The following is a 12,601-nucleotide window of genomic DNA, read 5'->3' as shown; positions in this document are numbered from 1 at the left end:
TTCCAATCGCCCGGGGAGCGGTTAAGACGCGCAAAAGCGCCTCTGCGCCAGTCGAACCCCGCATCCATCGGACGTCCCATGCGCCTGTCGCGATATTTTCTGCCCATTCTCAAAGAGACCCCGAAGGAAGCGGAGATCGTTTCCCATCGGCTGATGCTGCGTGCCGGCATGATCCGCCAGCAGGCGGCCGGGCTTTACTCCTTCCTGCCGCTCGGCAAGCGGGTGCTCGACAAGGTCTGCGCGATCATCCGCGAGGAGCAGAACCGCTCCGGCGCCATCGAGCTCCTGATGCCGACCATCCAGTCGGCCGATCTGTGGCGCGAGAGCGGACGCTACGAGGATTACGGCAAGGAGATGCTGCGCATTGAGGACCGCCACGGTCGCGACCTGCTCTACGGTCCGACCAACGAGGAGATGATCACCGACATCTTCCGGTCCTATGTGCGCACCTACAAGGACCTGCCGCTCAACCTCTACCATCTGCAGTGGAAGTTCCGTGACGAGGTCCGGCCGCGCTTCGGCGTCATGCGCTCGCGCGAGTTCCTGATGAAGGACGCCTATTCCTTCGATCTGGACTACGACAACTCCAAGATCGCCTATGACCGGATGTTCGTCGCCTATCTGCGGACCTTCGAGCGCTGCGGCCTGAAGGCCATTCCCATGCGCGCCGACACCGGCCCGATCGGCGGCGAGCTCAGCCACGAATTCATCGTCCTCGCCTCCACCGGCGAGAGCGAGGTCTTCTGCCATCGCGACTATCTCGACCTGGCCGTGCCGGGCGAGGGCGTCGATTTCGACGATGCCGCGGGCCTCGCAGAGATCGTCAAGGCGTGGACCACGCCCTATGCGGCGACGGACGAGATGCACGAGACCGCGACCTGGGACCAGCTGCCGGAGGACGACAAGGTTGCCGCACGCGGCATCGAGGTCGGCCACATCTTCCATTTCGGGACGAAATATTCCGAGCCGATGAAGGCGGTCGTCACCGGCCCCGACGGCAAGGACGTGCCGGTGCACATGGGCTCCTACGGCATCGGCCCGAGCCGGCTTCTGGCCGCAATCATCGAGGCATCCCACGACGAGAACGGCATCATCTGGCCGAAATCCGTGGCGCCCTTCGATGTCGGCCTGATCAACATGAAGCCCGGCGACGCCGATTGCGACGCGGCCTGCGAGGATCTCTACCGCCAGATGCAGGCGGCGGGCATCGACGTGCTCTACGACGACCAGGACACCCGCGCCGGCGCCAAGTTCGCCTCGATGGACCTGATCGGCCTGCCCATGCAGGTCATCGTCGGGCCGCGCGGCGCCAAGGCCGGCGAGGCTGAGATCAAGCTGCGCGCCACCGGCGAGCGGGAATCGCTGCCGCTGTCGTCGGTTCTCGCCCGGGTGCAGGCATGAGCGAAGCCAGCGCGGTCGCCGCACCGTCGGCCGGGGCCCGCCATTCGACGCGACCCTTCGCGCGCTTCGAATGGATGCTCGCCGGCCGTTATCTGCGCTCGCGGCGCCGCGATGCCGGCGTGTCGGTCATTGCCGGCTTCTCCTTTCTCGGCATCATGCTGGGCGTCGCCGCGCTGATCATCGTCATGTCGGTGATGAACGGCTTTCGCGGCGAGCTGCTGACCCGCATTCTCGGCGTCAACGGCCATGTCGTCATGTATCCGATCGACCGGCCGCTCGACGATTTCTCAGATGTGACCGCCGCGGTCGAAACCGTGCCGGGCGTCGCCTTCGCGATGCCGCTGGTGCAGGGGCAGGTCCTGGCCTCGGGCCTTGCCAGCAGCAGCACGGGCGCGCTGGTCAAAGGCGTGCGCGGCGAGGATCTCGCCGATCTGAAGCCGGTCTCCGAGAACATCAGGCAGGGCACGCTCGACGGCTTCAGCGAGGGCGGCGGGCTGGCCATCGGCAGCCGGCTGGCGGAAGCGCTGGGCCTGCGGCTCGGCGACAACATTACCCTGGTCTCGCCCGACGGCGACGTGACGCCGCTCGGCACGACGCCGCGGGTGAAGGCCTATCCGGTGGCGGCGATCTTCGAGATCGGCCTGTCGGAATACGACGCGTCCTACGTCTACATGCCGCTCGCCGAAGCCCAGCTCTTCTTCAACCACGAGGGGCTGGCCCAGTCGGTGGAGATCTTCGTCGACGATCCCGACCGGGTGCAGGACCTGCAGCGCACGATCGAGACCGCGGCGGGGCGTCCGAACTACACGGTGACCTGGCAGACCCAGAACCAGTCCTTCTTCTCGGCGCTGGAAGTCGAGCGCAACGTCATGTTCATCATCCTGACGCTGATCGTGCTGGTGGCCGCCCTCAACATCATCTCCGGCCTGTTCATGCTGGTGAAGGACAAGGGCCGCGACATCGCCATCCTGCGCACCATGGGTGCGACCCGGGGCGCGGTGATGCGCGTCTTCCTGATCACCGGCGCGTCGATCGGCTTCGCCGGCACGCTGGCCGGGCTGATCCTGGGCGTCGTCTTCTGCCTCAACATCGAGAACATCCGGCAGTTCTTCTCCTGGCTGTCGGGCACGATCCTGTTCAATCCGGAATTCTATTTCCTCAGCCAGTTGCCGGCCGAGATCGATTCCGGCGAGGTCGTGCTGGTCGTCCTCATGGCCATCGGCCTGTCTTTCCTCGCGACGATCCTGCCGTCCTGGCAGGCCTCGCGACTCGATCCGGTCGAGGCGCTGCGGTACGAATGATGACAGAGACTTACGCACTTCAGCTCACCGGGGTCGGACGGCACTTCGACCAGGGCGAGGACCGCCTGACGATCCTCGACGACGCGGCGGTCGGCGTCGCCGCCGGCGAGATGGTGGCGCTCGTCGCCCCGTCGGGTGCCGGCAAGTCGACGCTGCTCCACATTGCCGGGCTCCTGGAACGGCCGGACACCGGCGAGGTGCTTGTCGGCGGCCAGCCCTGCGGCACGCTCGGCGACGACCGGCGCACCGAGATGCGGCGCCGGGCGATCGGCTTCGTCTATCAGTTCCATCATTTGCTGCCGGAGTTCTCGGCCCTCGAGAACGTCATGATGCCGCAGATGATCCTCGGACAGTCGCGGTCTGCGGCTGCCGAGCGGGCGCGGGAACTGCTCGAATATATGCGGATCGGCAAGCGCGCGGCGCACCGACCGGCCGAACTCTCGGGCGGCGAGCAGCAGCGCGTCGCCATCGCACGAGCCGTGGCCAACGCGCCGCATGTCCTCCTGGCTGACGAGCCGACCGGCAATCTCGACCCGACCACCTCGGGCTATGTCTTCGACGCGCTGACCGCGCTGGTGCGCCAGTCGGGCGTCGCGGCGCTGATCGCCACCCACAATCACGAGCTGGCCGCCCGCATGGACCGGGCGATCACGCTCGAGAACGGCAAGATCGTTCCGCTCCAGCTCGGCTGACACACGCGTCCACCGCGTCCACGCTCCGGTGCGCGCGGATTCCGCGTGCGCCGGATCGGCCCCCGCCCTAACCTGTGCCCCTATGATCCGGCAAAGAGCGGAGAAGAGGCATGGTCGTGAACGGCATTCATCATGTGACGGCGATTGCGGGACGCGCGGACCGCAATCTCGACTTCTACACCCGCACGCTCGGGCTTCGGCTGGTCAAGAAGACCGTCAATTTCGACGACCCCGGCACCTATCACCTCTATTACGGCGACGAGACGGGGCAGCCGGGCACGATCCTGACGTTCTTTCCCTGGGACCATGCGGCACCGGGACGGCTCGGTGTCGGCGAGACCCAGGAGATCGTCTTCTGCGTGCCGGAAGGGGCGATCGGCTTCTGGAGCCATCGGCTGATCGAGAAGGGCGTGCCGCACGATTCGCTGGTCAGGCGCTTCGGCGAGACCGTCCTGGCCTTCCGCGATCCCGACGGCCTGCGCCTGGCCTTCGTCGCACGCGCCGGCGATGACCTGCTGCCCGGCCACGCGACCTCCGACATTCCGGCCGAACACGCGATCCGCGGCTTTCACAGCATCAGCCTGCTCCTGGAAGAGGCCGAGGCGACCGCGGCGATCCTCACAGACATCCTCGGTTTCCGCGAGATCGGCCGCGAGGAATCGCTCATTCGCTTCGTCTGCGATGCAAATTTCGGCCGGATCATCGATCTGCGGGCTGTCGGCGGCTTTCTGAAGCCGCGCGTCGGCGCCGGATCGGTCCATCACGTTGCCTTCCGCGCGGCCGATGATGCGCAGCAGGCCGAGATGGTGCGCAAGCTCGCCGAGAACCACGGCATAGCCGCCACCGAGCAGAAGGACCGCAATTATTTCCGCTCTGTCTATTTCCGCGAGCCGGGGCATGTCCTCTTCGAGATCGCCACCGACGCACCGGGATTTGCGGTGGACGAAGCGCCGGAGGACCTCGGACAGGCCCTGCGCTTGCCGCCGTTTCTTGAATCAAGACGTGAAGAGATCGAGGGGCGGCTGCCGGACCTCGGCTGACGACCGACACCCGTTGTTCGCTGTTTTCCCAGGTTCTTACCGTTAAAAGTGCGCTGCAACATACCGGCGCAAACGCAGGGAATGATTCCGGTTTCTCGGTGAATGTGCTGCGGGGAGATGATCCGCGCGGGCGGCTTTGCCGGCAACGGTCGACACCTCGGCCGTCCGAATGCGAGGCCGGAAGGCGGCCGTTGACGATCCGGCGCGGCGGGAGGTGTCGTTTTCGCGTCGGAATGCTATGGAGCGGCCATTCCCCGGTTCGTGCATCTGCATGCAGGAACCCGTCAGACATCAAGCGGGCAGTTATTCCATGATCCTCGGCTGTATCGGCGACGACTTCACAGGCTCCTCCGACCTTGCCAACACGCTGGCCAAGGGCGGCATGCGCACGGTCCAGTACAGCGGTGTCCCGACGGGCGATGGCGCGCCGGACGTGGAAGCTGGTGTGGTCGCGCTCAAGTCGCGCACGATCCCGGTCGCCGAGGCCGTCAGCCAGTCGCTCGCCGCACTGGAATGGCTGCGCAGCCAGGGCTGCCGGCAGTTCTTCTTCAAATATTGCTCGACCTTCGATTCGACCGACGAAGGCAATATAGGTCCGGTCGGCGAAGCGATCGCCAGGGAACTGGGCGCCGGTGCGGTCATCGTGTGCCCGGCATTTCCGGCGACCGGCCGCACGGTCTATCAGGGCCATCTCTTCGTGAACGACCGGCTGCTGTCGGAATCGGGCATGGAGAATCATCCGCTGACGCCGATGCGCGACGCCGATTTGCGCCGGGTGCTGGCGCGTCAGACCGATGCGCCGGTGTCGCACGTGCCCTACGGCGTCGTCGCAAAGGGCGAGGCGGCCATCGCCGACGCGCTTCGCCAGGCCGGCGCCGACGGCCTCTGCTTCGTCGTCACCGATGCCGTGCTCGACGCCGATCTCCACGCCACCGGACACGCGGCGCGCGACCTGCCGCTGATCACCGGCGGCTCGGGCATTGCCCTCGGCCTGCCGGAGAATTTCCGCGCGCAGGGGCTGATCGGCTCCTCGACCTCGCCCTGGTCGGGCGTCGTCGGCCGCGCGGCAGCACTTGCCGGCTCGGTCTCGACCGCCACCCGCCGCCAGGTCAGTGTCCATCGCGACGCGGGTCACCCGACCTTCGAGCTGGGTGCCGATGCCGTGATGGCCGGCGAGGTGACGGCCGCCTCGCTCACCGAATGGGTTCTTGCGCAGTCCGGCGTGCCGCTGATTTATTCCTCGGCCGACCCGGAGACGGTCGCCGCGGCCCAGCAGCGCCATGGCAGGGAAGCGGTCGCCACTGCGATTGAGCGGCTGTTTGCCGCCACTGCCGCTGCGCTGGTCGAGGCAGGCATCACCCGGCTGGTGTCCGCCGGCGGCGAGACCTCGGGCGCGGTCGTCACCGGGCTCGACGTCCAGTCGCTGGAGATCGGCCCGGAGATCGATCCGGGCGTTCCCGCCGTGCGCGTCGAAGGCCGCGAACTGGCGCTGGCGCTGAAGTCCGGCAATTTCGGCGCCGACGATTTCTTCGCCAAGGCGGCTTCCCGCCTGGGAGGCGAGGCATGAGCGAGGAGGCCCGGCTCCGCGAGGACATCTGCCGCTTCGCCAAGTCGATGTTCGACCGCGGCCTGACCTGCGGCTCCAGCGGCAACATCTCGGCGCGGCTCGGCGACGGCACGATCCTGGTCACCCCGACCAATGCCTCCTTCGGCTTTCTCGACCCGGCCCGGATCTCCCGGCTGGACGAGGAGTTCCGGCACCTGTCCGGCGACAAGCCGACCAAGGAAATCCCGCTCCACAGCGCCTTCTACGAAACCCGGCGGGCGACGACCGGGGCGGTGGTGCATCTCCACAGCACGCATTCGGTGGCGCTGTCGATCCTGCCCGACACCGACCCCGACGACGTCCTGCCGCCGCTGACCGCCTATTCGGTGATGAAGCTCGGCCGGGTAAAGCTGCTGCCGTATTTCATGCCGGGCGATCCTGCGATGGGCGAGGCAGTGCGCGGCCTTGCCGGCAAGCGTTCCGCAGTGCTTCTCGCCAATCACGGTCCGGTCGTTGCCGGAACCGAGCTGGCGGCCACGGTCTTTGCCATGGAAGAGCTGGAAGAGACGGCGCGGCTGGCAATCCTGACACGTGGGCTCGATCCGCGTGGCCTGACGCCGGAGCAGCGTGCCTTCCTCGAAGAAAAGCACGCCCACTGAATTTCAGCAGAGCAGACAACTTATAGTGCTTTAATGACGCCGATCGTTGCGGATGCAACATTGGGGCATGAGCAACGAACGTTCCGAGACCAGGACCACGGACGATACGGCCCCGGCGGCCGAGAAGCAGCGTAAGTCGATCCGGTACAGGCCGGACGTTGATCTCGCTTTGTCTGCCGGTTTCACGGAGGACGAGGTCCGCTTCATGCTGGATCTGCCCGAGGACGGTGAAGCGCGGTAACGCGGACTGGAACCCTCTCGCACGCGCGGCATTGCCTGACACCAAGGCTAAGCAGCCGAACGAACGTGAAAGGTCCGACCATGGCTCTGCTCAAAATCGCCAGCACCGACGGGATCATCGAACTCAGTGACGGAACCCGCTGGCGCATCGTGCCGGGCCAGGGCGATGTCTCCGGCCGGTGGCTGGAAGGCGCCGACATCAATGTCTCGCCCCATCCGGAACGCGGCGAGGGTCATGCGCATCTGAACAATATCAGCGCGGGCGAGGGCGTCGACGTCACCCCCGAGGCCTGATCCATCGCTTTCGCAGATGACAAAACGGCCGCATCCCGGGATGCGGCCGTTTCTTTGTCCGGGTCGGCACGTTGGCGCCTGTGCGGCTCAGCGCAGATCCTGCGGCAAGGATGCCTTGAGTTCGGCGATCCAGGCATCCGCCGTCCCGTCGGAGGGCGCCCGCCAGTCGCCGCGTGGCGACAGGCTGCCGCCGGCCGAGACCTTCGGTCCGTTCGGCATCGCCGACCGCTTGAACTGCGACGTCTGGAAGAAGCGGAACAGGAAGCTTTCCAGCCATTTGACGATCGTCGCCAGATCGTACTGGTTGCGCGCCTCTTCGGGAAACTCGATCGGCCAGAGGCCCGCATCGGCCTGTTTCCAGGCATGCCAGGCAAGGAACGCGGTCTTCGACGGTGCTCGCCCGTAGCGCATGGTGTGAAACAGGAAGAAATCGTGCAGCTCGTAGGGGCCGATCTTGTCCTGCGTGCTCTGCATCCCGCCCTCGGCATCCGCCGGCACCAGTTCGGGCGAGATCTCGGTGTCGAGGATCGCGGTCAGGAGCTTGCCGGTCTCGGCATCGAACTGCTCGGTGCGCACGACCCAGCGGATCAGATACTGGATCAGCGTCTTCGGCACGCCCGGATTGACCGAATAATGGCTCATCTGGTCGCCGACGCCATAGGTACACCAGCCGAGCGCCAATTCGGACAGGTCGCCGGTGCCAATGACGAAGCCGCTGCGCTGGTTGGCGAGGCGGAAGAGATAGTCGGTGCGCAGGCCCGCCTGCACGTTCTCGAAGGTGACGTCATAGACCGGCTCGCCGCCCGCGAAGGGATGGCCCATGTCGCCGAGCATCTGCCGCGCGGCGGGACGGATGTCGATCTCCTCGCAGCCCGTGCCGAGGGCCTTCATCAGCGCCAGCGCATTCGCCTTGGTCGCGTCGCCGGTGGCGAAGCCCGGCATGGTGAAGCCGAGAATGGTCGAGCGCGGCACGCCCATCTGGTCGCAGGCCTTGGCCGCCACGATCAGCGCGTGGGTGGAATCCAGCCCGCCGGACACGCCGATGACCATGTGATCGCCGGGCGTCGCCTCGAAGCGCCGGCGCAGGCCCTCGACCTGGATGTTGAAGGCCTCGTAGCAATCCTGGTGCAGCCGTTCGGGGTTGTTCGGCACATAGGGGAAGCGCCGGACCGGGCGACGCAGGCCGAGATCCTCGAAGGCCGGCTCATGGGCGAAGCGCACCGTTCGGAACGCCGTCTCCGGATGGCCGCGGAGCGCCGCCGCGTCGTTGAAGGTGGGCGTGCGCAGCCGCTCCTGGCCGATGCGGCCGACATCGACATCGGCGACGATCAGCTGTCCGGCATCGGCGAAGCGCTCGGACTCGGCGAGGAGATCGCCCAGTTCGTAGATCGAGCCCTGGCCGTCCCATGCGAGATCAGTGGTGCTCTCGCCGCGCCCGGCGGCCGAATAGACATAGGCGGCGATGCAGCGCATCGACTGCGATGCCGAGAGCAGATGCCGGTCGGCGGACTTGCCGACGACGATGTTGGAGGCCGAGAGATTGCAGAGGATACGGGCGCCGGCCAGCGCCCCGTCCGTCGAGGGCGGCGTCGGCGCCCAGTAATCCTCGCAGATCTCCGTGTGGAAGACGAAGCCGGGCAGGTCCGAGGCTTCGAACAGGAGGTCGATGCCGAACGGCGCCTCCTGGCCCGCGACGGTGATGTCGAGGCCGGTCATGCCGGCGCCCGAGGCGAACCAGCGCTTTTCGTAATATTCCCGGTAATTGGGCAGGAAGAGCTTCGGCACGACGCCCAGAATGCGGCCCCGGGCAATGGCGACGGCACAATTGTAGAGCCGGCCGTTGCGCCGCAGCGGCGCGCCGACGAGGAGCACGCTGCGCAGGTCACGGCTGCGCTCGCAGACGGTGGCGATGGCGGCTTCGACGCCGTCGAGCAGGGCATCCTGCAGATGCAGGTCGTCGATCGCATAGGCGGAGAGGCCAAGCTCCGGGAACACCAGGAGATCGACGCCCTCCTTGTCCGCGTCTTCCGCCGCGCGGATCGTCGCCGCGGCATTGCGGGCCGGATCGGCAATGAAGACGCCGGGCGTCGCGACACCGACGCGGACGAAGCCGTGTCGGTGCAGCGCATAGAAGGAACGGTCTCGAAGGCTTTGCAAACTCAATCCATCATCTCCTCGAGCATATCCAGTGCCGTTCGTAAGCAAGCGATGCGGGTCGGTCCACGGCCGATGTCGCCAAAATGCTCCTCGCGGTGCCGCGTCTCGCGCCCGCGCCGGGCACAGGCGAAATGCACGAGCCCCGGTTCGTCATCCTCGCCGGCCGGGCCGGCAAAGCCCGTGGTGGAAACAGTGATGTCGGCGAGGGACTTGTCCAGTGCCCCCTCGGCCATGGCCAGAGCGACCGGGCGGCAGACGGCGTTGTTCTCCTCAAGAAGCTGGCGCGGCAGGCCGAGCATCCGGATCTTGGCCTCGTCGGTATAGGTCACGAAGCCGCTGTCGAAGGCCCGCGAGCAGCCCTCCACGTCGGTGAACACCGAGGCCAAGAGGCCGCCGGTGCAGCTTTCGGCGGTCGCGATCGTCAGGGATCGGTCGCAGGCGCGCTGCAGAAGGGTCTTCACCCGGTCTTCCAGATCGTCGGGCAGGGTCGTCGACAGGACTTCGCTCACGGTTCGGTTCCTTGTTGAGATCGTTGCCGCCGCGGGAGCCGCGGGCGGGAAACATGAACGTGGCCCCAACGCGATCGTTCGCCGATACGGAACCGGCTACCGAGAAAAGCTCGCGGGGATGACGTCCGGCCGTCGAAGGTTCCGCCACGCATGGCTCCGCTGCGGGGCTGTCAGCCTTTCGCATTGTCGGCATGCCGGCTGCGGGCGATCGCCTCGATCCGGGCCCGCAGTTTCGGATGCAGCGACACGAAGCGTGCGAAATCGGTGCGCGCCAGGCGCAGCATCGTGCTGTAGGCGATCGCCGTCACGTCGGCCTGCCGCCGCATGTCGAGGATCAGCGCCATCTCGCCGAAGATGTCGCCGCGACCGAGCCGGACGATATGCGTGCCGGTATCGACCTCCACCGCACCGGACGAGATGAAATAGGCCGCGTCGCCGACTTCGCCGCGCGAGACGATCCGCATGCCGGGCGCGGCCAGGAACGGCGTCATCAGCCGTGCCAGATCATCGCGCTCGCGGTCGCCAAGCGCTTCGAAGATCTCTGTGCGGTCGATCAGCCGGCGGGTGTCCAGCCCGAGATCCAGCGGCGGGCTCAGTGTCGTCAGGTCGGGGCGCCGGGCGACGCTGCGATACACGTCGCGCTCGATCTCCTTGCTGATAACGCCGGACTGGCGCAGTCGTCGGATCTCGGCGATCTCGATGGCCCGGGCGGCCCGCAGGACGAAGCAGCGTTCGAGTTCGGCGACATAGGCGGGATATTGCAAACGGACCGCGTCGATCTCCCGGTCGATTTGCGCCTGCCGCTCGTCGAGGACTGCCATGACGGCGGCGATCGTCTCCTCGCCGAGGACCGGCTGCAACTCGCTGGTGGCGAATGCCCGCAGCCTGCCCAGCACCAGCGAAATCTCGATCAGCTTCTCGAAGCGCAGGGCCAGGCGTTTCGACAACATCCGGCTGCGACCGAGCCGGCGCTGGACCAGGAACGCCACCCGGTCCGACCACAGGAAGCGTGTCTCCTCGCCATTGGCCGCGCGATAGCCTTCGACGCCGCCGTGGCGGGCCATTTCCAGCCGCCGCCGGGTGTCGGAGGTCAGGCGCCGGGCAATCCGCGGCGCCAGCATGCCGTTGGCGAAATGATCGAGGACCATTTCACGCTCGCGCGCGGTCAGCGAGACGAGGGCGATGGCCGTGCGCCCGTCGAGGGACAGGGTATCCGACGGGCTCGTCGCGGCAGGCTCGGCCGCGGCGACGGCCGTATTGACGCTCTCGGCATCGCCCGCTGCGTCGGTGCCGCCGAAGCGCTCTGCCATCTCGCCGGCAAAGCGCGCGACCCGTGCCGAGGTGACGCTGAGCGCAAGGTCGCGGATCGCCCGGTCGATGCCTGACAGCCGGTCGAGGCCCAGCCCCCGGATCAGCGGCCTGAGGGTCGTGCCCTGCACGAACAGTGTCATCAGCGTGTAGCCGGTGGCCAGCGTCACCACGAAGGCGGCGACGGGGCGGGGCACGGCATCGTTCTCGCTGACCGCGAGCGCCAGGGTCAGGGTCATCGAGCCGCGCAGGCCGCCCCACAGCACCACCAGCCGATAGGGTCGCGAGACCCGGGACGACAGCCCGTATTGGCTGAGCAGCGGCATGAGACCGAACAGCACCAGGGCCCGGGTCGCGAGCGTCGCGGCGAAGATGACCAGCATCAGGAGGAAGTCGAAGGGCGACAGGTCCGTCATCATCTGCGGCACGAGCAGCGAGGTGAGCACGAAGACGAGAATCGCCGCCCAGGAGGCCAGCTGCTGCCAGGTGTCGTCGAGATGGCGCCAGAGCTCGCGGGTGACCCGCGCCGGCGACAGGCTGGCAAGCGCAACGCCCGCGGTGGCGACGGCGATGATGCCCGACACCTGCAGCACATGCTCGGCGATCCAGAACGACAGATAGGGCAGGGCGAGGCTCAGCGAGACCGCCGTCACCTGATCGTCGCCGATCAACCGGAGCAGCTGGAGATAGAGGCGCGCCATCAGATAGCCGAATAGCCCGCCACCGATCGGCAGCAGCAGCAGGTTCAGTGCAGCGCCGGTCACCGTGACAGAGCCCGGCGCAATGATCGCGGCGGAGAAGATGAGGAACAGCGAGATCGCCAGCGCATCGTTGAACAGGCTCTCGCCCTCGACCAGCCGGGTCAGCCGGTCGGGGGCGCCGACATCGCGGAAGATGGCGATGACCGCCACGGGATCGGTCGTCGCCACCAAGGAGGCCAGCAGCAGGCAGGCGAGGAGCGGCATGCCGGCGATCGGCCACAGGGCCAGCGCCACGCCGAAAGTCGCCGCCAGCACCGCGACGAGGGCGAGGAGGACGATCGGCAGCAGATCCTCGCGGACCCGCTGCATGTCGACCACCAGCGCGCTCTGGAAGATCAGCGTCGGCAGGAGGACGTAGAGAAACAGGCTGGAGCCCACCGGCAGGTCGGTGATCAGCGCCGCAAGGTCGACCGGCAGCAGCGTGCCGGGATGATCGAGGGAATAGAGGCTGGCAAAGCCGAGGCTGGCGCCGCCCAGCGCCAGCAGGATCGAGACCGGCAGCCGCAGCCGCGTGGCCAGCGGCCGCGCCAGGGCGCCGAAGGCGACGAGCGTGGCGATCAGGACGACGATGTTGGGAACGTTCATAACGGCGTCATCGGCACATCATGACTCCGCGTCCGCCACGGTCTCCGCAAGGCTTCCGGAGCGCCGCGGCGCCTGCAAGCTGCCGGCGCGCGGGTTCCGGCCGGGCGT

Annotated in this window: 11 protein-coding genes; 8 read left to right on the top strand and 3 right to left on the bottom strand. The window is 67.2% G+C overall.

What is annotated here, in order from left to right; translation table 11 throughout:
- Positions 1–78 precede the first annotated feature (78 nt).
- The 8 genes from proS to ACEQX1_RS00225 all read left to right on the top strand — a co-directional run bounded on the left by proS (position 79) and on the right by ACEQX1_RS00225 (position 7,173).
- The gene (proS, locus tag ACEQX1_RS00260) at positions 79–1,401 is read left to right on the top strand and encodes a proline--tRNA ligase (RefSeq protein ID WP_370196393.1); all 1,323 of its coding nucleotides are present in this window, start codon (positions 79–81) and stop codon (positions 1,399–1,401) included.
- Complete coding sequence (locus ACEQX1_RS00255; RefSeq protein WP_370196391.1) at positions 1,398–2,702, top strand: lipoprotein-releasing ABC transporter permease subunit; 1,305 nt, start codon at positions 1,398–1,400, stop codon at positions 2,700–2,702. The genes proS and ACEQX1_RS00255 overlap by 4 nt, the downstream gene beginning before the upstream one ends.
- The gene (locus tag ACEQX1_RS00250; RefSeq protein ID WP_024351168.1) at positions 2,702–3,394 is read left to right on the top strand and encodes an ABC transporter ATP-binding protein; all 693 of its coding nucleotides are present in this window, start codon (positions 2,702–2,704) and stop codon (positions 3,392–3,394) included. Before ACEQX1_RS00255 ends, ACEQX1_RS00250 begins: the two co-directional genes overlap by 1 nt.
- 110 nt (positions 3,395–3,504) lie before the next feature.
- A complete protein-coding gene (locus ACEQX1_RS00245; protein ID WP_370193748.1) occupies positions 3,505–4,434 on the top strand; it encodes a ring-cleaving dioxygenase in 930 nt (309 codons plus the stop codon).
- Positions 4,435–4,744: 310 nt separating this feature from the next.
- Positions 4,745–6,001 carry a 3-oxo-tetronate kinase gene (otnK, locus tag ACEQX1_RS00240; protein ID WP_370193749.1) on the top strand — a complete coding sequence of 419 codons (1,257 nt, stop codon included), beginning with the start codon at positions 4,745–4,747 and terminating at the stop codon, positions 5,999–6,001.
- Positions 5,998–6,639: a 3-oxo-tetronate 4-phosphate decarboxylase gene (gene otnC / locus ACEQX1_RS00235; RefSeq protein ID WP_024351171.1), complete on the top strand. Its 642-nt coding sequence runs from the start codon at positions 5,998–6,000 to the stop codon at positions 6,637–6,639. Before otnK ends, otnC begins: the two co-directional genes overlap by 4 nt.
- 67 nt (positions 6,640–6,706) lie before the next feature.
- Complete coding sequence (locus ACEQX1_RS00230; RefSeq protein ID WP_370193750.1) at positions 6,707–6,880, top strand: hypothetical protein; 174 nt, start codon at positions 6,707–6,709, stop codon at positions 6,878–6,880.
- Between the two features lie 80 nt (positions 6,881–6,960).
- Positions 6,961–7,173 (top strand): hypothetical protein, encoded by a 213-nt coding sequence (locus tag ACEQX1_RS00225; RefSeq protein ID WP_370193751.1) that lies wholly within the window; start codon positions 6,961–6,963, stop codon positions 7,171–7,173.
- 87 nt (positions 7,174–7,260) lie between these two features.
- Here the strand turns inward: ACEQX1_RS00225 and ACEQX1_RS00220 are convergent, their stop codons facing one another.
- From ACEQX1_RS00220 to ACEQX1_RS00210, 3 genes are all read right to left on the bottom strand, one after another.
- On the bottom strand, positions 7,261–9,336 hold the full coding sequence (locus ACEQX1_RS00220; protein WP_370195418.1) for an NAD(+) synthase: 2,076 nt from the start codon (positions 9,334–9,336) through the stop codon (positions 7,261–7,263).
- Positions 9,333–9,839: a CinA family protein gene (locus tag ACEQX1_RS00215; protein WP_370195417.1), complete on the bottom strand. Its 507-nt coding sequence runs from the start codon at positions 9,837–9,839 to the stop codon at positions 9,333–9,335. Before ACEQX1_RS00215 ends, ACEQX1_RS00220 begins: the two co-directional genes overlap by 4 nt.
- Positions 9,840–10,009: 170 nt before the next feature.
- Positions 10,010–12,493 carry a cation:proton antiporter gene (locus ACEQX1_RS00210; RefSeq protein ID WP_370196389.1) on the bottom strand — a complete coding sequence of 828 codons (2,484 nt, stop codon included), beginning with the start codon at positions 12,491–12,493 and terminating at the stop codon, positions 10,010–10,012.
- Positions 12,494–12,601: the final 108 nt, after the last annotated feature.

It is taken from the genome of Aurantimonas sp. (assembly GCF_964217435.1).
Classification (GTDB): Bacteria; Pseudomonadota; Alphaproteobacteria; order Rhizobiales; family Rhizobiaceae; genus Aurantimonas; species Aurantimonas coralicida.
The sequence above is the reverse complement of the archived record's forward strand: the minus strand, read 5'-3'. Positions and strand labels throughout refer to the sequence as shown.

Excerpts from the sequence above, each read along its gene's own strand:
- proS (WP_370196393.1), top strand. The coding sequence starts at position 79 with ATGCGCCTGTCGCGATATTTTCTGCCCATTCTCAAAGAGACCCCGAAG.
- ACEQX1_RS00255 (WP_370196391.1), top strand. The coding sequence starts at position 1,398 with ATGAGCGAAGCCAGCGCGGTCGCCGCACCGTCGGCCGGGGCCCGCCAT.
- ACEQX1_RS00250 (WP_024351168.1), top strand. The coding sequence starts at position 2,702 with ATGACAGAGACTTACGCACTTCAGCTCACCGGGGTCGGACGGCACTTC.
- ACEQX1_RS00245 (WP_370193748.1), top strand. The coding sequence starts at position 3,505 with ATGGTCGTGAACGGCATTCATCATGTGACGGCGATTGCGGGACGCGCG.
- otnK (WP_370193749.1), top strand. The coding sequence starts at position 4,745 with ATGATCCTCGGCTGTATCGGCGACGACTTCACAGGCTCCTCCGACCTT.
- otnC (WP_024351171.1), top strand. The coding sequence starts at position 5,998 with ATGAGCGAGGAGGCCCGGCTCCGCGAGGACATCTGCCGCTTCGCCAAG.
- ACEQX1_RS00230 (WP_370193750.1), top strand. The coding sequence starts at position 6,707 with ATGAGCAACGAACGTTCCGAGACCAGGACCACGGACGATACGGCCCCG.
- ACEQX1_RS00225 (WP_370193751.1), top strand. The coding sequence starts at position 6,961 with ATGGCTCTGCTCAAAATCGCCAGCACCGACGGGATCATCGAACTCAGT.
- ACEQX1_RS00210 (WP_370196389.1), bottom strand. The coding sequence starts at position 12,493 with ATGAACGTTCCCAACATCGTCGTCCTGATCGCCACGCTCGTCGCCTTC.